This window comes from Dethiosulfatibacter aminovorans DSM 17477 (assembly GCF_900142005.1).
Taxonomy (GTDB): domain Bacteria; phylum Bacillota; class Clostridia; order Tissierellales; family Dethiosulfatibacteraceae; genus Dethiosulfatibacter; species Dethiosulfatibacter aminovorans.
Map to the genome: position 1 here is coordinate 239,133 of NZ_FQZL01000004.1, position 22,046 is coordinate 261,178.

At 42.0% G+C, this 22,046-nt stretch carries 20 protein-coding genes; 14 read left to right on the forward strand and 6 right to left on the reverse strand.

Going from position 1 to position 22,046, the window contains the following annotated elements:
* Positions 1–100 precede the first annotated feature (100 nt).
* Positions 101–2,086, reverse strand: coding sequence for a GNAT family N-acetyltransferase (locus BUB05_RS01085; protein ID WP_094762612.1), 1,986 nt, complete (start codon positions 2,084–2,086; stop codon positions 101–103).
* 522 nt (positions 2,087–2,608) lie between these two features.
* Here BUB05_RS01085 and BUB05_RS01090 point away from each other — a divergent pair.
* Positions 2,609–3,274, forward strand: coding sequence for a ferritin-like domain-containing protein (locus tag BUB05_RS01090; protein ID WP_073045777.1), 666 nt, complete (start codon positions 2,609–2,611; stop codon positions 3,272–3,274).
* A 78-nt stretch (positions 3,275–3,352) separates the two neighbouring features.
* Here BUB05_RS01090 and BUB05_RS01095 read toward each other — a convergent pair whose 3' ends face one another.
* The 4 genes from BUB05_RS01095 to BUB05_RS01110 form a co-directional block, all read right to left on the reverse strand.
* Positions 3,353–3,979, reverse strand: coding sequence for a PHP-associated domain-containing protein (locus tag BUB05_RS01095; protein ID WP_073045780.1), 627 nt, complete (start codon positions 3,977–3,979; stop codon positions 3,353–3,355).
* A 372-nt stretch (positions 3,980–4,351) separates the two neighbouring features.
* Entirely contained in the window at positions 4,352–5,374 is a 1,023-nt protein-coding gene (locus BUB05_RS01100; RefSeq protein ID WP_073045783.1) for an ABC transporter ATP-binding protein, read from the reverse strand.
* Positions 5,375–7,054: an ABC transporter permease gene (locus BUB05_RS01105; RefSeq protein ID WP_073045786.1), complete on the reverse strand. Its 1,680-nt coding sequence runs from the start codon at positions 7,052–7,054 to the stop codon at positions 5,375–5,377. It lies immediately after the preceding gene.
* 25 nt (positions 7,055–7,079) lie between these two features.
* The gene (locus BUB05_RS01110) at positions 7,080–8,222 is read right to left on the reverse strand and encodes an ABC transporter substrate-binding protein (RefSeq protein ID WP_073045788.1); all 1,143 of its coding nucleotides are present in this window, start codon (positions 8,220–8,222) and stop codon (positions 7,080–7,082) included.
* Between the two features lie 397 nt (positions 8,223–8,619).
* Between BUB05_RS01110 and BUB05_RS01115 the strand changes: the two genes are divergently transcribed.
* The 6 genes from BUB05_RS01115 to queC are packed head-to-tail and all read left to right on the forward strand — an operon-like array spanning position 8,620 to position 12,825.
* Complete coding sequence (locus BUB05_RS01115; RefSeq protein WP_073045791.1) at positions 8,620–9,636, forward strand: 2-hydroxyacyl-CoA dehydratase family protein; 1,017 nt, start codon at positions 8,620–8,622, stop codon at positions 9,634–9,636.
* Positions 9,617–10,372: an acyl-CoA dehydratase activase gene (locus BUB05_RS01120; RefSeq protein WP_073045793.1), complete on the forward strand. Its 756-nt coding sequence runs from the start codon at positions 9,617–9,619 to the stop codon at positions 10,370–10,372. Before BUB05_RS01115 ends, BUB05_RS01120 begins: the two co-directional genes overlap by 20 nt.
* Before the next feature lie 9 nt (positions 10,373–10,381).
* A complete protein-coding gene (gene queD / locus BUB05_RS01125) occupies positions 10,382–10,801 on the forward strand; it encodes a 6-carboxytetrahydropterin synthase QueD (RefSeq protein WP_073045797.1) in 420 nt (139 codons plus the stop codon).
* Positions 10,802–10,820: 19 nt separating this feature from the next.
* The gene (gene queE, locus BUB05_RS01130; protein WP_073045800.1) at positions 10,821–11,486 is read left to right on the forward strand and encodes a putative 7-carboxy-7-deazaguanine synthase QueE; all 666 of its coding nucleotides are present in this window, start codon (positions 10,821–10,823) and stop codon (positions 11,484–11,486) included.
* Complete coding sequence (folE, locus tag BUB05_RS01135) at positions 11,487–12,113, forward strand: GTP cyclohydrolase I (RefSeq protein WP_073045803.1); 627 nt, start codon at positions 11,487–11,489, stop codon at positions 12,111–12,113.
* Between the two features lie 46 nt (positions 12,114–12,159).
* Complete coding sequence (gene queC / locus BUB05_RS01140; protein WP_073045806.1) at positions 12,160–12,825, forward strand: 7-cyano-7-deazaguanine synthase QueC; 666 nt, start codon at positions 12,160–12,162, stop codon at positions 12,823–12,825.
* 8 nt (positions 12,826–12,833) lie between these two features.
* On the opposite strand, the gene BUB05_RS01145 is transcribed toward queC, so the two are convergent.
* On the reverse strand, positions 12,834–13,613 hold the full coding sequence (locus BUB05_RS01145; RefSeq protein ID WP_073045809.1) for an Mrp/NBP35 family ATP-binding protein: 780 nt from the start codon (positions 13,611–13,613) through the stop codon (positions 12,834–12,836).
* A gap of 208 nt (positions 13,614–13,821) precedes the next feature.
* Here BUB05_RS01145 and BUB05_RS01150 point away from each other — a divergent pair, with 208 nt between their 5' ends.
* The 7 genes from BUB05_RS01150 (at position 13,822) to BUB05_RS01180 (ending at position 21,954) form a co-directional block, all read left to right on the forward strand.
* On the forward strand, positions 13,822–14,730 hold the full coding sequence (locus BUB05_RS01150; protein ID WP_245819696.1) for an ABC transporter ATP-binding protein: 909 nt from the start codon (positions 13,822–13,824) through the stop codon (positions 14,728–14,730).
* Positions 14,723–15,727: an ABC transporter permease subunit gene (locus tag BUB05_RS01155; protein ID WP_073045814.1), complete on the forward strand. Its 1,005-nt coding sequence runs from the start codon at positions 14,723–14,725 to the stop codon at positions 15,725–15,727. The genes BUB05_RS01150 and BUB05_RS01155 overlap by 8 nt, the downstream gene beginning before the upstream one ends.
* A 16-nt stretch (positions 15,728–15,743) precedes the next feature.
* On the forward strand, positions 15,744–16,517 hold the full coding sequence (locus BUB05_RS01160) for a GDSL-type esterase/lipase family protein (protein ID WP_073045817.1): 774 nt from the start codon (positions 15,744–15,746) through the stop codon (positions 16,515–16,517).
* Positions 16,518–16,547: 30 nt separating this feature from the next.
* Positions 16,548–17,705, forward strand: coding sequence for a PucR family transcriptional regulator (locus BUB05_RS01165; RefSeq protein ID WP_073045819.1), 1,158 nt, complete (start codon positions 16,548–16,550; stop codon positions 17,703–17,705).
* A 223-nt stretch (positions 17,706–17,928) separates the two neighbouring features.
* Positions 17,929–19,023: an NAD/NADP octopine/nopaline dehydrogenase family protein gene (locus tag BUB05_RS01170; RefSeq protein ID WP_073045823.1), complete on the forward strand. Its 1,095-nt coding sequence runs from the start codon at positions 17,929–17,931 to the stop codon at positions 19,021–19,023.
* A 112-nt stretch (positions 19,024–19,135) separates the two neighbouring features.
* Positions 19,136–20,593: a Na+/H+ antiporter NhaC gene (gene nhaC / locus BUB05_RS01175; protein WP_073045826.1), complete on the forward strand. Its 1,458-nt coding sequence runs from the start codon at positions 19,136–19,138 to the stop codon at positions 20,591–20,593.
* A 17-nt stretch (positions 20,594–20,610) separates the two neighbouring features.
* Entirely contained in the window at positions 20,611–21,954 is a 1,344-nt protein-coding gene (locus BUB05_RS01180) for a sodium:alanine symporter family protein (RefSeq protein WP_073045828.1), read from the forward strand.
* Positions 21,955–22,046: the final 92 nt, after the last annotated feature.

Here is a 22,046-nt window from a genome sequence, read left to right on the forward strand (position 1 = left end):
TATTTGCAATGGACTATGGACGGGATCAATCACCGAGGTCGTCATAATCATAGTCAAAATCATCATTTATCCTGTTTTTTGAATTTTTGTGCTTGATTTATTAACATATTGTTCTTAAAATTTTCGTATTGCTTTCAAGCCTGTTGTAGAACGACAATATTATTTTCTTATATAAATTGTCTCCATCGACCGCATCTTCTACCATGTGGTCAATGTTGGGATTGTCGTTCACTTCGATAACATACACATCTCGTCCCTTGACTTTAATATCCACACCGTACAGTCCGTCCCCAATTATCGATGCAGATTTCAGTGCAGCATCAAGAACCTTTTGAGGTACATCCGACTCATCAACCGATTCATAGCCGCCCTCGTCTATGTCACCCGCTCCGTTTTCCCAGCTTACTATCTGCCAGTGGTTTTTAGCCATATAATATTTGCAGGCGTAAAGAAACCTTCCATCCAGAATGCCTATCCTCCAGTCATATTCTGTAGGCATATATTCCTGTGCAACTATCAATTCCGATCGTTTAAACATTTCCTTGAGTTTTTCAAGGCATTCTGTTTCATCCCTTACCTTGTAGACGCCTGCCGAAAAAGCACTGTCCGGCAACTTGAGGATTAGGGGATATGACAGATTGCGGAGTTTATTCTTGTATTTGCTTTTGCAGTTTATCACCCATGTGCCAGGCATGTTTACTTTCGCATTTCTAAGTGCTTCAAACAGATAAATCTTGTTTGCACATCTTAAGATTGACCATGGATCATCGATTACTACCAGCCCTTCCGCATAGGCGTATCTGGAGAAGTCATAAGTGTAGTCGTTGACATTTGTGGTGGTTCTGATGAAGAGTGCATCAAATTCAGGAATCCTTGAAAAATCCTTTTTTGTAATGTACTCAACATAAAACCCGATCAATTCAGCAGCCTTTCCAAATCTGTCAAGTGCCTCTTTGTCCGAGGGTGGCAGTTTTTCATCAGGATCAACAAGTATTGCCATATAATACTTGTAGCGTTTTAAAGAGCTGCGGATAAACCTTTTATCGGAGAAATATTCCCTGGCGTATGATTTCAGCAAATCATAGTCAAGATTCAAGGTCTCCTTCAATGCCAGTACTTTTATTCTGTTCATGGACCAGGTGCCTCTTTTGACAAAATGGTATCGCATGAGCGGTGAAGGATAAAGATTTTTCAGGCTATTGATTAATTTTTGGAATTCAGGAATATCTGATTTGCCGAAATAGCTGTTAACGGTTATTTCATTTTCTGAAATGGTAGAAAAGCTTTCCTGTATCAGTTCATCTATTTCTTCTCCTATGCTTTTTATCACCTTGTAGTTGTCAATATCCCTTAAAAGACCGGCGCTTGGATAAGCAACCTGATTTCTTGCAAGAGCCAGCAATGATACGTAATATCCTACGGACTGATATTTATATTTTGCGCAGAAATTGAATACTCGTACATCCTTGACATGCTGGTACTTTTCATCTTCAAAATAATCCGTTGCCCTTACACCTATGACATTGTCAAATCCATCAAAGAAGTCCGTATCAAAATCTGTAACAGCAATATATTTATTTGGATCATGGATAAACAGTTCCATTTTAATGGCATGTTTTTTAGGACCGTAGTAGTTTTCCAAAATCCGAACCTGTTCAAATCCAAAGGATTCATACCATCTTATGAGACGGTTGTCGTTTGCATCGGCTTCCAGTGTCAGTCTTTTAAATTCAAGAAAGCGTCCGCATTCTATTGCTTTTTCCAATAGTGCCTTTCCAAGATTTTTTCCCTGTGCATTCCTTTTTACTGCAATTGACATTATTCTTATCTTTCTCTTGTATTTTCTAAGGGTGATGCTTCCGCTTCGGATGCCCTCTGCATCTTTGGCAACAATTACTATTTGGTTATCACTCGTGATGCTTCTTCTGATCGTATCATTACTCTCTCTTCTATATTCTTCAAAACTTTCCTTTTCAAGTTCCTTTAGAAACTTAATATCTGACTTTTCGGCTATCGAAAAGGGTGGTTGAATGATGGAATCTATAGATTTAATGTTATCCTGGATTTCGTGATTGTCTGAACTCATCCTTTTAACACTCCGTAGCCGCCATATACGGGCTTGATATCATAAAGTAAAATATCCATTCTTATCTCCTTAAAAATATTGATTAATGTGCAGAAATGGAACTTTCTGCGTCATTATGCCTTATCCTGATTCTATTTTTTGTACAAAAAAAGCATCATACCTATCTGTTATACCCTAACACGATACCTTGCTATGGAACATTCAGGTGCCGTACATATACTTAATAGTGGAGATGCATAAAAATCTTTTATTATATTTTTCCGGTTACTATAAACCAGCTCCTTAAATAGAATTTTGCATTAGTAATTTTGACCTAATTATACGCCTTTTCCGTAAATAGTCAAGCAAAATTTCAGCTATTTTATTACGGGCTGGAGTGGTTGGTTTTAGCTGTATACAGGATTTTAGCCAAAGGGCTTTATGCCCTTGGGGAAATTCATCTAAATGCCACATACCTGTCACATTTGCAGGTTATCATTAGTACATGGAAAACAAATTAAAAAATTGAAAGGAGATATAACGATGAAAAAACTAATGATTACCTTACTGGCAATAGTGATGGTGCTGGGAACAATGGTATCTGCATTTGCGGACGGAGGAGCAGACGAGGTTGTTGCAGGAGAATCATATACACTTGAAGAAATGCTTGAATATGCATACCAGGACGAATCAAAGGCACTTGCGGAATATGATGCAATAATGGAAAAATTCGGAGTCGAGGCACCTTTTGCAAACATAAAGAGAGCTGAGGAAAACCACCTTAATGCCGTTATCAGGCTCTACGACTACTTTGGACTTGAAGTTCCCGAATTTGAATTTGAAGTTCCGGCTCTTCCCAAAAGTTTGGAAGAAACATATTCCATAGGAGTACAGGCTGAAATAGACAATATTGCAATGTATGAAACATTTCTGGAAAATGAAGACATAGATCCGGTTGTTGCCAGGGTTTTCACCCAGCTTATGAAAGGTTCTGAAAATCACAAGGCTGCCTTCGAGAGAGCAGGAGAATGCGACGGCGATTGTACATTTGAATCAATGAATGGAATGGGAAGAAAAGGTGCAGGTCAGAGTGCAGGGGAAAGATTCGGAAACAGAAGTTACGGCAGGGAAAATGGATTGCAGACTGGAAATAGAGAAAACAAGAGACTTCAGATGATGGATCCTGAGAATTGCCCGAACATACAATAGAATTATTGCTTTAAAAATAGAAAGCAAGGTTTTTATGGATAATCATAAAAAACCTTGCTGTTTTTTGTTTTGTGGAAATCACTTTGCCGCATGACAAGGAGCTGTATCATCATGAAAGGATATAGGATTTATGTTGCCCGCTCTCAAAGCTTCGATGAAACCGGTTTCATCCTGTACATCCTTAGGAAATCTTGTCGCATATTTGCCTATGTTTTTGAGATTGTGCGCATCGCTTCCGCCTGTGCAGGGTATTCCCAGCTCATTGGCAAGTTTTTCGGCCTTGATGTTGGATTCATCGTCGGTGTTTCCGTTTAAGGCTTCTATGGCATGGATTCCCTTGATGTTGCAGATGTTTTCCTTCAGGCCCCTGTCGTTGTCTCTGAAAGGATGGGCGGCTATACAGGCACCTCCGGATTTTTCAACATGCTCCACAAGTTTCTGTGCTGTAATGGTGCCTTCGGGAATGTCGTCGATGCCAAAGCATAGGATATCTCCTTCTACAGTTTGTACTTCCGTGCCTGGAATTACAAGGATGCTGTATTTGTCCTGAAGATTTTTTGCCAGTTCTTTTGAGGCGACTGTATCATGGTCTGTAATGCATATGCCGCCAAGGCCAAGTTTTTTGGCTTCCACGATTCCGGCTTCCATATCTATGCTGCTGCAGATAGAATATTCTTTTGTATGAAAGTGTGTGTCGATAATCATAATATTCTCCTATAAGATGTGCAGAGTGTTTTAATTGACCTGAATTTAAATAATCTCATGTTGTATTATCTTCTATATTATCCTTCAAATGCGCTAGTTTTACAAATAGGCATTATTTATCCAAAAATATTTACTATTAGGATAGCAAATAGTAAAGTGTAATAGTTGCATCTGTAAGGTGGTTATTATGAAAAATTTGCAGAAAAGGTGCAGGCCAGGACGCAGAGCAAAGATCTGGAAACAGAAGTAATGGCAGGGAAAAGGACTGCAGATTAGAAACAGAGAAAACAAGAGACTTCAGACAATGGATACTGAAAATTGCCTGAATATGAAATGGGATTATTGCAATAAAAAAGAACTGCACATATTCTCCTAGAAGATGTGCAGTGTATTTTCGTTGAAATTTATTTTTACTTTGTCTCCGTAGTCTATACTTCTTTTAACCGACTTGTTCAGCATATCTGAATAAAGCTCATAATCTGCTGCCTTCAGGCGGTATCTTATTATGGGTCCCATTGTTTCGATATCCGTTACTTCTGCCTCTATGCCGTCGTCACATATCTCGACCTCTTCAGGTCTCAGGATGATGTCTACTATTTCCTTTTCCGATTCGGTTTCAATCCTCTTGCCCAGGAATTCAATGTATTTTCCCTGACCTGAACTTTGGGTACTGCACTGGAATATGTTGATGTGTCCCATGAATTCTGCCGTGAACCTGTTTTCAGGCCTGTAGTAGATGTCATCTACATTTCCGTACTGGAGGATTTTTCCTCCATCCATTATTGCAATCTTGTCCGCAATAGCCATGGCTTCACGCTGATCATGGGTTACATATATTGAAGTGATTCCAGTATCCTTTTGAATCCTTCTGATTTCTTTTCTCATGGATACCCTGAGCTTTTCATCCAGATTGCTGAGAGGTTCGTCGAAAAGAAGTATGTCAGGTTCTATGACAAGAGCTCTTGCAAGAGCAGCCCTTTGCTTCTGTCCTCCGCTAAGCTCCTGGATTTTTCTTTTTCCAAGTCCGCCAAGCCTCACCTTTTCGAGAACCTTCATGACCTTTATGTTGATCTCTTTTTTGTTCAGTTTCCTGAGTTTCAGACCATATGCAATATTTTCTTCAAGGGTCATGTGCGGGAAAAGGGCATAGTTTTGAAAAACCATGGCCGTATTTCTCTTTTGTGCAGGCCAGTCTGATATGTCGCTGTCATTGAGGAATATCCTTCCTGAATTGTGTTCTATCAGTCCGGCTATTATTCTTAGCAATGTAGTCTTGCCGCATCCCGATGAACCAAGGAGCGCCAGCAGCTCGCCTTCATTGACCGACAGGGAAACATCCTTCAATGCAAGGAAATCTCCGTATTTTTTAGTAATGTTTTCTACCTTGATATTCACTTAAGCCGCTCTCCTTTTTACAGTATGTTTTTTCACCAGGTCATTGTAATAAAAAATGCAATAGAAGAATCCCAGAAGAACCAGCGTCAGGACCGAAAGAAACAAAGCCATTGCTGCCGCCGTCCCCATCATGTTACCTGTTATTATCTGGAATATCTGCTGTACTGCAACCTTGTTGCTTGGAAGCAAAAGGAAGATTATAGCACCAAGTGTAACCATTCCGCTTGAAAAGGATTTTAAAAAGGAAGCAAAGAATGCATCCTTCATCAAAGGAAATATTATTCCCGCAAATGCGGCAAATTCGCTTGCGCCCAGATTGTATGAAGCTTTTTCAAGGTCGGGATGCACATGTTCAAGGAGTGCATACCCCGATCTCAAACCGGTGTTCATGAATCTTGCTATGCATATGATGTATATGATGATTCCGGTACCGAGCAAAAGCAAGGGCTTGGAATCCGTAAATATGTATCGTCCTATTCCGAACAGGGGATATTTGAAGGTTACCAGATATCCTATGCCGAAAAGTATTCCGGGTACTGCTGCCGGCAGCGTAGCCATGAAGTCTGCAGCGAAAGATTTGTACATCTTCTTCATCCTTATGAGGTATGCAAGGAGTACTCCGGACAGTGATGCTATGAAGGCGCTAGCGGTAGCAAGCTTCACAGAGTTTATGAACGGCTTGTACCTGTTGGTGAACAAAACCTCGAAGTGTTCCAGGGTCAGTGTGTAATCATGTCCCCACTGCTTTGTGAATGATCCTATTACTATGAAGAAATATTTCGTGAAAACTATAAATAAAAACAATCCGCAAAATCCGATGAGGAAAGCTTTTGTCTTCCTGCCCATATTTTTGTACCTGATGTCCAAAGACATGCTGTCTTCGCTGAAATACGATTGTCTTGAGATATAGTACTTCTGAAGGACGAATGCACCGAAGCAGGGAATCAGCAGTATGATACCCGATATGGCAGCGGTTTCCATGTCGTAAAGCCCTGTTATCTGTATGTACAGATCCGATGCAAGGGTCTGGAAGTTGCCTCCGATTATCAGCGGCGTGCTGAAATCCGACATCGATGCCAGGAATACAAGAAGGGAAGTTGAGGATATCTCGGGAATCATCAGCGGAAAGGTAATCGTCCTGAAGATCTCGCCTTCTGAAGCTCCAAGGTTTCTTGCCGCATCCTCCAATGTTGTGTCGACCTTGTTGACTGAACTGGATATCAATATGTATGCAAGTGAGCTAAGTCCAAGTATCTGTATTGTTATGATGCCTACTGGACCGAAGGGACTCACCGTGAGTCCCAGCAGCTTGTGTGTTATTAATCCCCTTTTCCCAAAAAGCATTATGAAAGAAATGCTTCCAACGAAGGGAGGATTAACAAAGGGAAGAAGAGCAATGATTCTCATTGCCCTTCTTCCTGAAAATTCAATCCTGTTGAGTGTAAAAGACAGAATCATGCCCATTGTTGTTGCAACCAATGTTACCGGAACTGAGATCTTCAGGCTTCTAAAAAGATATTCAAAGCTTCTTTTCAAACCGTTAATTGAAAAGAAGACGCTGTCTTCAGAGCCGATGCCGTAGATTACAACGCTGATGACGGGAACTACGATAAAATATATCAAGAATACCACGATTAAAGCATATGTGATTTTGATAAATTTGCCATTATTGTTTTTCAAATGATACTGCCCCTTAACTTAAAAATTATTCTACGTGGCTTGCCCACTGTTCAAGTATTCCATCCCTGTTTTCAGCATTTGCCTGGAAATCAACTGGGAAAAGATTGATATCGTTGATGTCAACTATTCCTTCAGGTATGGCTAAGTCGTTTCTTGCAACTGCTGCATATCTTACATTGGCTATTGTTTCCATTCCTTTTCTTGAAAGAAGCCAGTCAACAAAAACTTTAGCTTCATCAAGATTCTCTGTTCCTTCTACGATTGCAACGGGTTGAGGCCACCATCCTGTTCCGTCAGACGGATATACAAGTTTGATGTGTGAATTGTTTATTTCAAGCTCCCTGTCTCCGTTGCTTGCATTGATACCTACAATCGCTTCGCCGTTTACAACCATGTTTGCAGGGTCGCTTCCTCTTGCCGTAAAGAATGGAACCTGCTGTATCAGTTTATCCAGGTAGTCCCAACCTTCCTCTTCGCCTCTAACCTGGAGGATTGCGCTTACAGTATTGTATGCTGTTCCGGAAGATGCGGGATTTGACATTGACACCTCTCCTGCAAGTCCTTCCTGCAGAAGGTCGTCCCATGATTCAGGCATTTTAAGACCTTTTTCCTCTATGAGTTGTTTGTTTACAACCCAGTTTACAAGAGTCAGCGACGTTCCGTGCCAGTAGCCGTCCTTGTCCTTCATTATGTCGTCGAGTATTTCGCCTTCAGGCGACTTGTACGGATGAAGAAGTCCATCCTGTGCCGCACTTATGAATGTATCGGCTCCTCCTGTGAACCAGATGTCGGCGATAACTACGCCTGAATCCTTTTCGTTTATGAGCCTTTGAAGAATTTCTCCGTTTTTCATTGTGAGATTTTCAACGACTATGCCCGTGTCCTCTGTAAATGCTTCAAGAACAGGTATTATCTTGTCTGTAACGCCATACATGTTGAGGGTTTTTCCTTCCATGGCTTCTCTGTCATAGAATTCAGAGCTCCAGCCAAGATCATCTTCAGGTTCCTCTGTTTCAGTCTCCTGATTTTCAACTGCTTCAGGTGCTGATTCCACTTCGCTGCTTTCCGGTTCAGCCGGTGTCTCTTCAGTGCCGTTACATGCTGCAAGGGACAAGACCATCATTAATGCAAGAATGAATACTACAATGCGTTTTCCTTTTAATTTCATTGTTCTCCTCCAATTTTTTTTCATACCTCTACATGCTATATTATCTATTATAAATGCTTTTGCCGCCAATAGGAATTGCTTATTCAAAAATATTAAGTATTAATATATATAATAGCAAAGGGGGTTGACATGATTTGGCAGTACAAAATATTTTTTATGAAAAATTCTTGTTTTTTTTGCTGAATTATGTTAATATGTATCGATTATATCAACAAATAAAGACAGTTCGAAATCCATCCTGTCTCTAAACAAAACTAGGACAAGAGATGCGGGAAATATCGTGTCTTTGGTTTTGATGAGTTTTTAGAGCAGATTTTCTGCTCTTTTTTTTGTGGCTCAGGAAAGTTGAAGTACGCATAATACCTGGAAGTATTGGCGTTATGCATTTGGAGGATACATGAAACAAATTGGGATAACAACTACAGTTCCAATAGAGGTGTTGATTGCAGCAGGTTATCAGCCTGTTGACCTTAACAACATATTTGTAACTGATGAAAACTATGATGAATATATTGATATGGCCGAGCGCGACGGTTTCCCCAAAAGCGTATGTGCCTGGATAAAGGGTCTCTATGGAGTTTGCCTCCTTCATGGCATCAAGGAAATCGTCGGTGTAGTTGAGGGAGACTGTTCCAACACCAGGGCGCTGGTTGAGGTTCTCGGACTCAGGGGAATTAAGGTCCACAGCTTTTCATATCCCTCAAGCCATTCCCGTGATGATGTAAAGAAAGAAATAGGTAAATTCATGGAAACATTCGGTGTTTCAATGGACCAAGTGGAAAATGTAAGGCAGGAGCTTAACGGAATCAGAAAAAAGGCAATGGAAATAGACCGTTTGACTTATGAAGAAAACAAAGCCAGTGGATTTGAAAACCATTTATACCAGATATGCATGAGCGACTGCAATGGTTCGCCGGAAGATTTCGACAAGGAACTTTCCGAGGCTATGAAGGAAATAAATGGGCGTGAGCCATTAGAAAAGACAATTAGGCTGGGATATATCGGCGTTCCGCCTATGACAGCGGATATTTACGAATTCGTAGAGGGGTTCAATGCAAGGTTTGTATACAACGAAGTACAGCGGGAGTTTACCTTCCCCAGACACGAGGCTGCAAACGATATTTTTGAACAATATTATGACTATACCTATCCCTACGACAACGACTACAGGATAGGGGAACTTGAGAAGCAGATTGAAATGAGGCAGCTTGACGCCATCATCCATTACACCCAGGCTTTCTGCCACAGGGCCATTGAAGACATTTATCTCAAGAGCAGGCTGGACATACCTGTATTGAACATAGAAGGCGACAGGAAGAATGAGCTTGATGCACGGACAAAGCTTAGGCTTGAAGCATTTTTGGACATGATTCTTGACGTGAAGGAGAGTAGAAATGAAAGTATTGGGAATTGATTTGGGAAGCCGCGAAGTCAAGCTGGTTTTGATGGAGGACAGGCAGGTTCTGGAAACCAAAAAAATCAGCACAATGTCCTTTTATCGTGACTATTGCCAATACGATGAAGTGTTGAAGGTGGATGAAGAAAAATTAGGCATGACCTTTGATATAGGCATATCAACCGGCTATGGAAGGAACAATACGGACTTGAATCGATTCAAGGCAATAAACGAGATCAAGGCGCATGTCTACGGCGCCGTCTGCCAGACTGGACTTAAGGATTTCATTTTGCTGGATGTGGGAGGCCAGGATGTAAAGATTGTCAAGGTCGAAAAAGGTCTTGCAACGGACTTGGAACTTAATGAAAAATGTGCAGCTTCCTGCGGGCGATATCTTGAGAACATGGCAAATGTGCTGGAAGTATCCCTGGATGACATGAGCGAGCATTATGAAAATCCTGTGGCACTGAATTCAACCTGTGCAGTATTCTCCGAATCCGAACTCATAGGGAGAATAGCGGAAGGCGTTTCAATGGAGAGGCTTTGCGCAGGGGTCAATTATTCCATGTACCACAGACTCAAGCCCCTTCTGACAAGATTCAAGGGCAGGAGGCTGGTCCTGGCTGGCGGTGTTGCCAACAACAGTGCTGTAAAGCACTACCTAAAAGGGCACTACGATGAAATCATCAGGCTGGAAGAGCCCCAGCTCAATGGCGCAATTGGATGCTGCTATTACGGATCAGGAAAGTTTTAGGAGGAAAACATGTATTTATTGAAAGCTGAGCATAGTTTTGACAGCGCACATTTTCTGGCCGGTTACGACGGGAAATGCAGCAATATTCACGGCCATAGATGGACGGTGGAAGTTGAGATCCAGTCGGAGAATCTTGTGGCAGATGGAAAACTTAAGGGAATGATAGTGGATTTTTCAGAATTAAAAGAGGACGTCAAGGAATTGGTGAATGATCTGGATCATGCATTGATCATACAAAAGGATACAATGAGGAAGGAAACACTGAACTGTCTCGTGGAGGATGGATTTAAGATGATAGAAGTCGATTTTCGACCTACAGCTGAGAATTTTTCTTTTCACTTTTTCAGCGAGATGGAGAAAAAGGGCTATGATGTGAAACGCACAAGGGTGTATGAAACGCCCAACAACAGTGCTGTATATGAAAAGTAACAAATGGGGAGAGACATTAATGAAATACAATGTAGTTGAGAGATTCACCAGCATCAACGGTGAAGGAATGAAAGCCGGACAGTTGGCGGTGTTTATAAGATTCGCAGGCTGCAATCTTCGTTGTACATACTGCGACACCATGTGGGCCAATGACAAGGATGTGGCATATGAACCCATGACGGCTGAAGAGATATATGATTATATCAAGGGGACAGGAATTGTAAATGTCACCATTACAGGAGGCGAGCCCTTGATTCAGGCAGGTGTTGACAAGCTGCTGGAATTGCTTTCAGGTGACGAATCTCTATACGTTGAGATAGAGACAAATGGCAGTGTACCATTGAAGGATTTCATGGATTTGACAAATCCGCCGTCCTTCACCATGGATTATAAACTGCCTTCCAGTGAAATGGAGAATGGAATGGAAAAGGAAAATTTCAGTTATCTGACTGAAAAGGATACCTTAAAATTCGTTGTGGGAACCATGGAAGACCTGGAAAGGGCAGACGAATTGATTCGGGAGCACAGGCTGACTGACACTACCAATGTGTATTTCAGCCCTGTATACGGAGAGCTGCCTTATGAGGCAATTGTTGATTTTATGAAAGAAAGGAATCTGGGCGGAGTTACTTTCCAGCTTCAGCTGCACAAGTTTGTTTGGAATCCGGAAGAGAGGTCGGTATAGATGGAAATCAGGAAGATTACAGAATTTGCAAAAAGAGAAAAGAAGATAGATACGGCAGCCATAGAAAAGCATATCAGAGGCATTCTTGTTGCCTTGGGTGATGATCCGGGAAGAGAAGGATTGATTGACACTCCCAAGCGTGTTGCCAAAATGTATGAAGAGGTGTTCGAAGGCATGTGCTACAGCAATGAAGAGATTGCAGAAATGTTCGACGTGACCTTTGAAGACGATCTTGATGTGGAACAGGGAAGCAATGATTTTGTTCTGCTGAAAGACATTGAAATTTTCAGCTACTGCGAGCATCACCTGGCTCTCATGTACAACATGAAGGTTGCAGTTGCCTACATTCCTACGGAAAAGGTGATAGGACTGAGCAAGATCGTACGGGTTGCAGAAATGGCAGGCAAGCGACTGCAGCTTCAGGAAAGAATCGGAATGGATATTGCCGAGATAATAGGAATGATAACAGAGTCGGAAGACGTTGCAGTAATCATAGAAGGCGAGCACTCCTGCATAAGTGCAAGAGGTATCAGGAAGCCTGGAACCAAGACATTGACGACCACCTTGAAAGGACGGTTCAATGAGCCTGAACTGATGGGCAAGCTGATGATGATGTACAGAGGCTAGAAAAGGTATGGAATTATAGAATTAAAGAAGAAAGGCAGGAAATATTATGAATACGGAAAAAGCAGTCGTGGTTTTCAGCGGCGGACAGGACAGTACAACGTGCTTGTTCTGGGCAATGAAAGAATTTGGTGAAGTAGTGGCGGTTTCCTTTGACTACAGTCAGAAGCACGTTCTGGAGCTGGAATGTGCAAGGGAAATCTGCACAAAGCACAACATAGAGCATCACAGTTTGGATCTTAGTCTCTTGAACCAGCTTGCACCCAATGCACTGACCAGAAAAGACATAGACGTTGATGAAACGGCGCCGGAGGAAGGACTCCCCAACACTTTTGTTGACGGAAGAAATATGATATTCTTGACATATGCCGCTGTAATTGCCAAACAGAAGGGAATCAACAATATAGTTACAGGGGTTTCCCAGAGTGATTTCAGCGGATATCCCGACTGTCGCGACGTCTTCATCAAGTCCTTGAATGTCACATTGAACCTGGCCATGGATTATCAGTTCGACATCCATACACCGCTCATGTGGATAGATAAGGAAGCAACCTGGAGAATGGCCTATGAACTGGGCATCCTCGATGTAATAGAGAATGAGACCTTGACCTGCTACAACGGAATCAAGGGCAAAGGATGCGGTGAATGCCCGGCATGCCATTTGAGAAACAAGGGTTATGAGAAGTTCAAGGAGTCACTGAAGAAAGAAAATTAAAGGATGGATCAATCCAATGCATCGGGGACGCCATCCAGCCAATCACCTTTGAAATTTTCGATTTCACCTGAATCACAGGCCGAAGCCAGTTCGGGAACGATGGGTATTCTGCCCAGCAGTCTTATATTGTGTTCTTTGCATATGTCATCGATTTTGCTCTCGCCAAAAATATGGTATTTTTTGCCGCAAAAATCACAGGTAAACCATGACATATTTTCGATTATGCCGATTATGGGAATGTCCATCATGTTTGCCATCTTTATTGCCTTGGATACGATCATGGATACAAGGTCCTGGGGTGAAGTCACTACGATTATGCCGTCAACCTTGATGGACTGGAATACAGTCAGCGATGCATCTGCTGTTCCCGGAGGCAGGTCTATGAACATATAGTCTATGTCCTGCCATATCACGTCTTTCCAGAATTGCTTTATTATTGCAGATATACGAGGCCCTCTCCATACGATAGGGTCTGTTTCGTTATCCAATAAAAAATTTACGGACATGATTTCAATACCTGTTTTGCTTTTCGGAGGAAGCATGCCGATGTCTGATGTCGGTATGCATTCATGGACACCGAAGGCTTTGGGAATTGACGGACCTGTTACATCAGCATCCATAATTGCTACATTATATCCCTTCCTTCTCATTATTACAGCGAGCATAGAGGCCACAATGGATTTGCCTACTCCTCCTTTTCCGCTTATAATTCCGATTACCTTTTTAATATGATTCAATTCGTTTGTTTCTACAGAAAAATCCGTTTTATTATCACCGGTACCCTTCATTTTAATCCCTCACTCAACAAAGAATAATCATATGCCTATAATTTAATTATACTCCATGGTGTATATATGTCAAATTGATTTCCCGGGGCGGACATGGTTTTACAGGTTGTGATATAATTAGTTTATAGGCAGTAATTTCAAAAATGATTTTAAACCTGGAAAGATATGATTTATAATGGCAAAATGTTGTATTTGAAGGGATGATATAATGAAAGATATTCTAGAGTTGGAAGGGATTTCAAAAGTCATCAAGGGAAGAACGATACTGGATGACATAAGCTTCGCTGTAAAAAGAGGTCAGATATACGGTTTTCTTGGTCCAAACGGAGCAGGGAAGACAATGACCCTTAGAATGATCGCAGGACTGATCAGACCGTCAAAGGGTAGAATATCAATTTGCGGACACAGTGTGGCAAAATCTTTTGTAAAGGCTATGGAAAATGTCGGTTGCATTATTGAGTACCCTGAGTTTTATGAATTCATGTCAGGATATGACAACTTGATGATGCTAAGGGCAATGGAACCGATCATTGAAAAGAGTCATGTACGGGACACCATTGAACTTGTAGGAATGAGCCACAGGATAAATGACAGGGTGAGTTCCTATTCCCTTGGCATGAAACAGAGGCTGGGGATTGCCCAGGCACTTATGAAAAAACCAAGTCTTCTGATATTGGATGAACCCACAAACGGACTTGATCCAGCAGGCATTAAAGAATTCAGGGAACTGTTGAAATCTCTGGTTTCGAACTCTGATATTTCTATTTTGCTTTCAAGCCATCTGCTGTCGGAAGTACAAATGATATGTGATGAAGTTGCAATAATAATGCATGGCAGGATCATCAGAACTTCAAAGGTAAGTGATCTTACCATGGGCAGGAAAGTGATATGGCAGGTGGATGACGTTCAAAGAGCGGTTGGACTATTAAGAAATGAATTTGATATCATCTCATATGTAGACGATGACAATGCAATAAATGCATTCGTGGATGATGATTTGACAGAGATAAACGAGGCGCTTGTCAATTCCGGAATAGGTCTTAGGACTGTATTCAGGACCAAGAGGACTCTGGAGGAATTGTTCATTGAGTTGACTGGAGGCGAAACAATTGGTTAGTCTAGTTGAGAATGAAGTGGCAAAAATCATCTGCAAGAAAAGACTGCATGTGATAGTTGTCATTCTACTGGTTATTATCGGTTTGTTTGCCTACGGCGAGAATTACACAATATCCAGGATGCAGCAAAGGGTAGCTGACGAGATGGGAATTGAGAATTCAACGGAGTGGGAAAATCTCATAAGACAGCAACTGTCAGACCTGGAGCGCCGAATGAACAATCCATATATACCTGAAGAGGGAAGAGCTTCTCTTCGCGTAAGAATAGACCAGCTCAGCTTTTATCTCGACAAGGGCATCAATCCCATAAGTCCCACATCGGCAAAATTCATGGGGGATTTCATGGAGCAGTCAATTCTTTTGCTTTTGCCTCTTATGATAATCATACTTGCTGCAGACATAGTGTCTGGAGAATTCAACAGCGGTACAATCAAGCTTTTGCTCACAAGACCTGTCCAGAGGTGGAAAATCCTTCTGAGCAAGTTGTGGGCCATCACTATAATGGAAATGGTTGTAATAATCTCCATTGCGATTATTTCCTGGCTTGTTTCCATTGTGGTCTTCAGGCAAGGTGGATTTAACGAGCCTGTTATAACGGGTTTCAGGATATTGGAGGGACGGCTTGATGCATCACAAATTCGAACAATACCACGGTGGCAGTATCTTGTAATGGTTTATTCCATAGGCTACTATGTTGCCTTTGTAATAGGCTGTCTTTCACTAATGGTTTCCGTTATGGTGAAAAGCACATCGGCTTCAATAGGGATCATGATGTCGGCATTGATTGGAGGAAGCTTCCTAAGCCTGTTCATAGCGGACTGGAAGATTACCAGATACCTTTTTACCGTAAACATGAATCTTGTGTCTTTCCTGTCCGGCGAATTCATAATTTTTGAAGGGTTGAGCATGACGTTTTCAACTCTTGTCCTCCTGGGCTGGGCAACGGGATCCCTTGTTTTGGCTTTTATAAAGTTTACCCGTGAGGATATTCTGTCATGATGTGAGGTGAGGTAAAATGTACAGAAAGTCGTATTGGCATGTATTCATCCTGATTTTCATTATAGGCATTGTCGTCTTCATAGCAGGCTTCAGCCAGGCCCTATCCATAGGGAGAGAGGTAACTAAGGAGACGGTTGACGAGGAGGATGTTGAAGTGGAAAAACCCCAGGAATATGTCGGAGAGTATCGAATAATTGCCTTGGGGGATTCCCTGGCAAGAGGTACGGGGGACATTTCAGGAGAAGGATTTGTAGGAAGGATGGTTGAAAGCGGCGACCTCAACGGAGGTAAACCTGTCAATCTTTACAATCTGTCTGTGGAGGGCATGCGTTCCATCGAACTGGTTGAACAGGTGAAGGATCCGCAAACGGTTGAAGGATTTGCTGATGCTGACATAATAATAATATCAATAGGGGGAAATGACTTGAGGGATATATTGAATGAGTCTGCCGTTGATCAGGCGGAAGCATTTCAATCTGCCTTGGGGGCGTATTTGTACAATGTTGATTTCATACTAAAAAGCATAAGAAGCGCCAATGAAGGGGGACTTGTTGTATTCCTCGGTCTCTTTAATCCCGGTGACGGTGATGACAAGACAAGAAACATGTATTTGCTTGAATGGAACAATAGAACCTGGCAGCTCATGGAGATGTATGAAAACACCCTGTATGTTCCGACTTACGATCTTTTCAAGTACAATTCAAATGAGTACATTTCAGTGGACGGACTTCACCCAAATGATGAGGGATATGAAGCCATAGCAAAACGAATACTTGGGAGTATTAAATAGAAAGCATTAGAGATGGAGGTTATACATTAAATGACAGTCAAAGTATATGATGTATTGGATATTGCCAAAGAGCACGGCATCAGCCTTGTGGCGGGTGAAAAGGGATTGAACAGGGATGTGAAGTGGTTCCGTGTAATGGAGAGTTGTGAAGTTCTCGAATATTTGGAGGAAGGGCTTTTGCTGTTTACCACAGGCCTGGCCATTAAGAGCAAAAAACAGTTGTTCAATCTTGTCAAGAATCAGCATGAGGCGAATTCCAGTGCAACGGTGCTCCATGTTGGAAAGAACATCAAGGAGATACCTAAGGAGATTATTGATTATTGCAATGAACATGACTATCCGTTGATGGAGGTTCCATGGGAAAACAGTCTTCCCATGATGATGAAGGACTTCAGCATGCTTTTTCTGGAATACGACCGCATTGACAAGGAATTGGAAGAGGCCTTTAAAAATGCCATATCCTATAGTGAGAAGACTGAACTGTATCTGCCTATGTTCAAGGAGCACGGATGCAGGGAGAATGATACCTATGGTGTTGCCATATTTGAATTTTGTGAAGGAATAGAACTTCCAAAGGACAATAGGAAAAAACAGATAATTAGAAAAATAAGGATGATACTGCTGTCTGCAGGGACAAAATCGTTTTTTATTGAATTGGAAAGAAACCTTGTCCTTCTCTTTGCCGATTACTCAATTGACGTGATAAATCAGGTTGTTGAAAAACTGTTGGATGCATTGAACTCTCTTGACTATGACTTCAACATCGGAATAGGCATGAATCAGAAAGGGGCAGAAAAAATATCCGACTCTTACCTGCAGGCTAAATGGTGCATCAAGATTGGAAGAAACAAGAATTTGAAGAACAGTATTGTACATTTCGAGGATATTGGAGTATACAAAATCCTGTCGCGCGTTGATTACAAGCTGTTGAAGGAGTACTACCAGGATACCGTTGGTGTATTGGATGAATATGATAAATTGAAAGATACGGAATTAAAAAAACTGCTTCGTTTATATATAAACAATAACAGGAGCGAGAAGAAAGTTGCCGAACTGCTGTTTCTGCACAGAAATACAGTGAATTACAGAATATCAAAAATCAAGAAGCTACTGGACTGTGACTTGTCCGATACTGAGGATTTTGTAAGGGTTTACCTGGCATTTTGCATTGAGAACCTTTTATCATGACCAAGTAGCATTGGGAATGGAGTCTATCAAATATGATAGGCTCTTTTTTAGTTTTTGGGGATATCCTCATTTTATGCGATAATGATAAAAATTTAACAAAAATATGTGCTGAAGCACAAAGAACTTTGGGTAAAAGTCCGTATATCGCCGAGAAAACGTTTGCTATACTTAAGTTGCAGAACAGAGTGTTACATACGAAAGGTTGAAATCAAGGAGGATTATTATGAAAGTTAAAAAAGTGGCTGTGCTGGGCGGAGGTAACGGAGGAGTTACTGCAGCAGTAGATTTGAAGACTAAGGGGCTGGAGACTTCTTTATATGAATTGCCCCAATTTTTTTCGAATCTGAGCACAATCAAGGAAAAGGGAGGTGCTTTGCTTCAAGATGACAGAGGTGAGGAATTTGTCCAGATAGCGACAGTTACAGATAATATCGAAGAGGCCATAAAGGATGCACAGGTTGTTATGCTTGTAATACCTGGATTTGCAATTGAGACATTTGCTGAGGTACTGGCGCCTGTTGTCGAAGAAGATCAGGTTATATTCATGAATGGTGCGGCTGCCATGGGATGTGTAAGGTTTGTCAACAAGGCAAGAGAGATGGGCATTGAGAAGAGGTTCAAGATATGCGAGGCCAATTCACTTACATACGGTACAAGGGCATTCTATGACGAAGCAAAAGTGGAACTGTCATTGAGGGTTGAAAAGCTTTTTGTTGCTGCATATCCAAAGGAGGATACGGAGGAACTGCTTGATGCCTGCCTGCAACTTTATGACGGACTTGTTGCAGCAGAGAACATATGGCATGTAACCCTGGAGAATGGAAATCCTGTAGTGCATCCTGGACCATGTCTCCTGAATGCAGGACGGATTGATTATTCCAATGGTGATTTCTGGCTTTACAAGGAAGGTATTACTGAACATACTACCAATGTTCTCAGAGGGATTGAAAGGGAGCAGATGGCCATAGGAAAGGCTTTTGGGTTTGAAATTGAAGATGCCGTACAGTCAAGAGCAAGGAGAGGCTACTTCGTGAATGAAGAGGATGACCTTCAGGAACTTTTCAATACCAGTCCGGTATTTACTCAAATCAAGGGACCGACAAGCTGTACAGCAAGATATTTCACAGAAGACATATCTACAGGTCTGGTGCTTTGGGCGGATCTGGGACTTGTTGCAGGAATCCCTACACCCAACATCAACTCTGTTATAACTCTCGGTGGAACAATGCTTCAAAGGGATTTCAGGGAAGAAGGGCTGACCCTTGACAAGCTTGGCTTTGACGGATTCAGTCTCGAAGATCTTATAGCCAGCGTCTAATCATAGTGGGAGTCGGGTCCTTAACCCGATTCCCCGGTTCATCAGTACTTGATAGTGACTTAAGAGGGATTAAAGGGAAACTGTTAGTATATGAAAGAGAGGGAGAATTCTAATGAAGAAAAAACCGACTTTTGGTCAAGCATTGTCTTGTATAGTTTTTATGTTTGCAGCCATAGGTATAGGCAAGGGAATATTTAAATTTGGTATTCAGCAGTTGCTGCTTCTAAGTGCTGCATATGCAGCAGTATTGGGTAAAAGGCTTGGATATTCATATCAGGAGATGGAGGAAGGCATTTCCGAGAAGTTGAAACAGAGTATGCCTACAATGTACATAATCATGACAGTGGGCATTGTTGTTGGAACATGGATATATTCGGGTACGGTCCCCATGATGATCTATTATGGATTGAAGCTCATCAGTCCGTCCCTGTTTTTGGTAACTGCATTTATAATTGTCGGTATAGTTTCAACTGCTACCGGTACTGCGTGGGGCTCTACGGCAACTGCCGGTGTAGCTCTTATGGGCGTCGCCAGCCAGATGGGTATACCATTGGGGATGGCAGCAGGAGCAATAATTGCAGGTGGCGTTTTCGGAGACAAAATGTCACCACTGTCAGACACTACAAATCTTGCCCCCATGGTCAGCGGAGCTGAATTATTCGAGCATATCAGGCACATGTTCTATACCACTATTCCGGCAGCAATCATAAGTTTGGTAGTATATTTTGCAGTGGGCAGCCGTTTTGCCGGAATGGAGGCAGGAAACAGCGAGAGTGTCGGACTATTAATGGCTAATCTTGATGCCATGTATAACTGGAGCATACTGTTGATGCTTCCCGTAGCCATAATATTAGTAGGATCCATGAAAAAAATGCCTACTGTTCCTCTAATGCTTTTGTCTTCTGTTGTGGCTGTTATCCTTGGTGCGACCATCCATGGATTTGCTTTAGGCGATGGAGTTTCAGCAATGGTATCGGGCTTTAATGTAAATATGGTTGCAGCTAAGGGATTGAATCCGGATACGATAATAGCACCTGTGCTTAAACTGGCAAACCGCGGTGGAATCAAGTCCATGATGAACATTGTCATCACTATCATATGCGGCTATTCCTTTGCAGGAATCATAGAGAAAATCGGCTGTCTGGAAGCGATTATGGAACTGTTCAGCGCCAAGATAAGCAAGGTATGGCAGCTGATTGGAGTTACAATCATAGGCAGTCTCGTGATGGTATTCACTGCGGGAGTTGCTTCAGTGGCTTTCATAATGATAGGAACACTTTTGAAGGATACTTACAAGAAAATGGGACTTCATGCAAAGAACCTTTCAAGAACCCTGGAAGATTCCGCTACAATGTGGCTTCCATTCGTGCCTTGGGGAGCTTCCGGAATATTCTACATGGAAGTGCTTGGAGTAGATGTGGCGCATTATGGAATATGGGCAATATCTTGTTATCTGGGAATTGTAATGTCTATGTTCTGTGCATTTACAGGATTCGGAATTGCCAGAATAGGCAAGGATGCCGAAGCAAACAAAGGCAAAGCCTTGGAGACAGCTTTGACAAATGATTAGAAAAGAGGATTTGAAGTATGGAAGTTTTGTTTGAAATAGTTGAGAAAGGAATAGGTGTGGTATCGGATACCATTTGGCCGGTTTTTCTTCCTTTCATGCTGCTTCTTGGGCTGTATCTGACTATCAGGTTTATATTCAGGATTCAGCCTCAAACAAGCAGAAAAAGCAATCTGAAGTTTAAGAACGTCATAGGTCCCGCATCAATCAGTCTGGGTGCCATGGTAGGTACAGGTGCAATCATAGGAGTTCTGGGAAGCTTGTCGAAACTTTACGGTAACGGGCAGGTTAACATTGAAGCCATGGCCGTGTGGGGTGTTATAGGCTCCATAATAATGGTTCCGGTCAGTTATTGCGAGACTGTCATCTCGAAAATAATCAACATGACACCGAAGAAGTACATAGCTGCCTTTATTGGACCAAGGGCAGGAATGCTCTATTGCCTGTCCTTTGCAACTTTGTATATCCTTGGATTTGGAGGTTTCCAATTCTCGGGAATAGACAGTGTGGTGACCATCATAACCAGCAGGTCGTCAGGCATAATGCTGACTCAGTTCCAAAGATATGTATTTATTGTCATACCCATGATAACCATAATTGCCGGGATAGTGTTGTCGAGGAAACACAGTGTCTTTATAAACAGCATGACATATATGATTTTTTCAGCAGTCATGCTGTACTTCATATTCTTTGGCATCTTCATTGCCAGAACAACATCCTTTATGCCGGTATTCATCAACAGCATGATGGAAGGATTGACCCAACCCATAAATGCGATGCTGGGCGTTCCAACAGGATTCATCCTGGGGATGCAGCGTGTGATGCAGACTGCCGAACCGGGCATAGGAGCAATGGCAATGGCAGCTGTAGAAGCGGACAGCAAGCCGAGAGAAGCGGGGCAGATAGCCTTGATACCTACAATCACAACCATTCTGGTGGCTATAGTTGTAACCAGCTATATTACATCATACGGCATGCATAATGGCTACTTTTCATTGCCTGCAGGCGGTGTCGAGAGACTGGGAGGTTACTTCCTAACGGCTGAAAAGGTTACAGGAATGTTTGGATTGGTCGTCCTTTGCATTTTCACCTTGCTGTCAGCCATGACTACTCTTCTGGGAAGTTATTTCTACCTGGGACAGCTTTTCGACAACAGCGAAACCTTGAACATAGGAATATATCTTGGGATAATAACAGCAGCTGGAACCTTGGCTGTATTCGGATTCGACATAATATTTGACATAGTGGATCTGCTGCTTTTCGTAGTGGCATCTCTGAACATGTTGGCACTTGCCAGATTTGTCAGTTCAAAATGGACGGATTACAGACTGGCAGGATACGATAAAACAAGAAAGGTCATATAGTTTACAGAGACCGGGATAAATGAGTCCCGGTCTTTTTCAGCGCATTTATTCTTTTGAAGTTCTAAAGGGCATGTCAAAATGGTATAATAAAT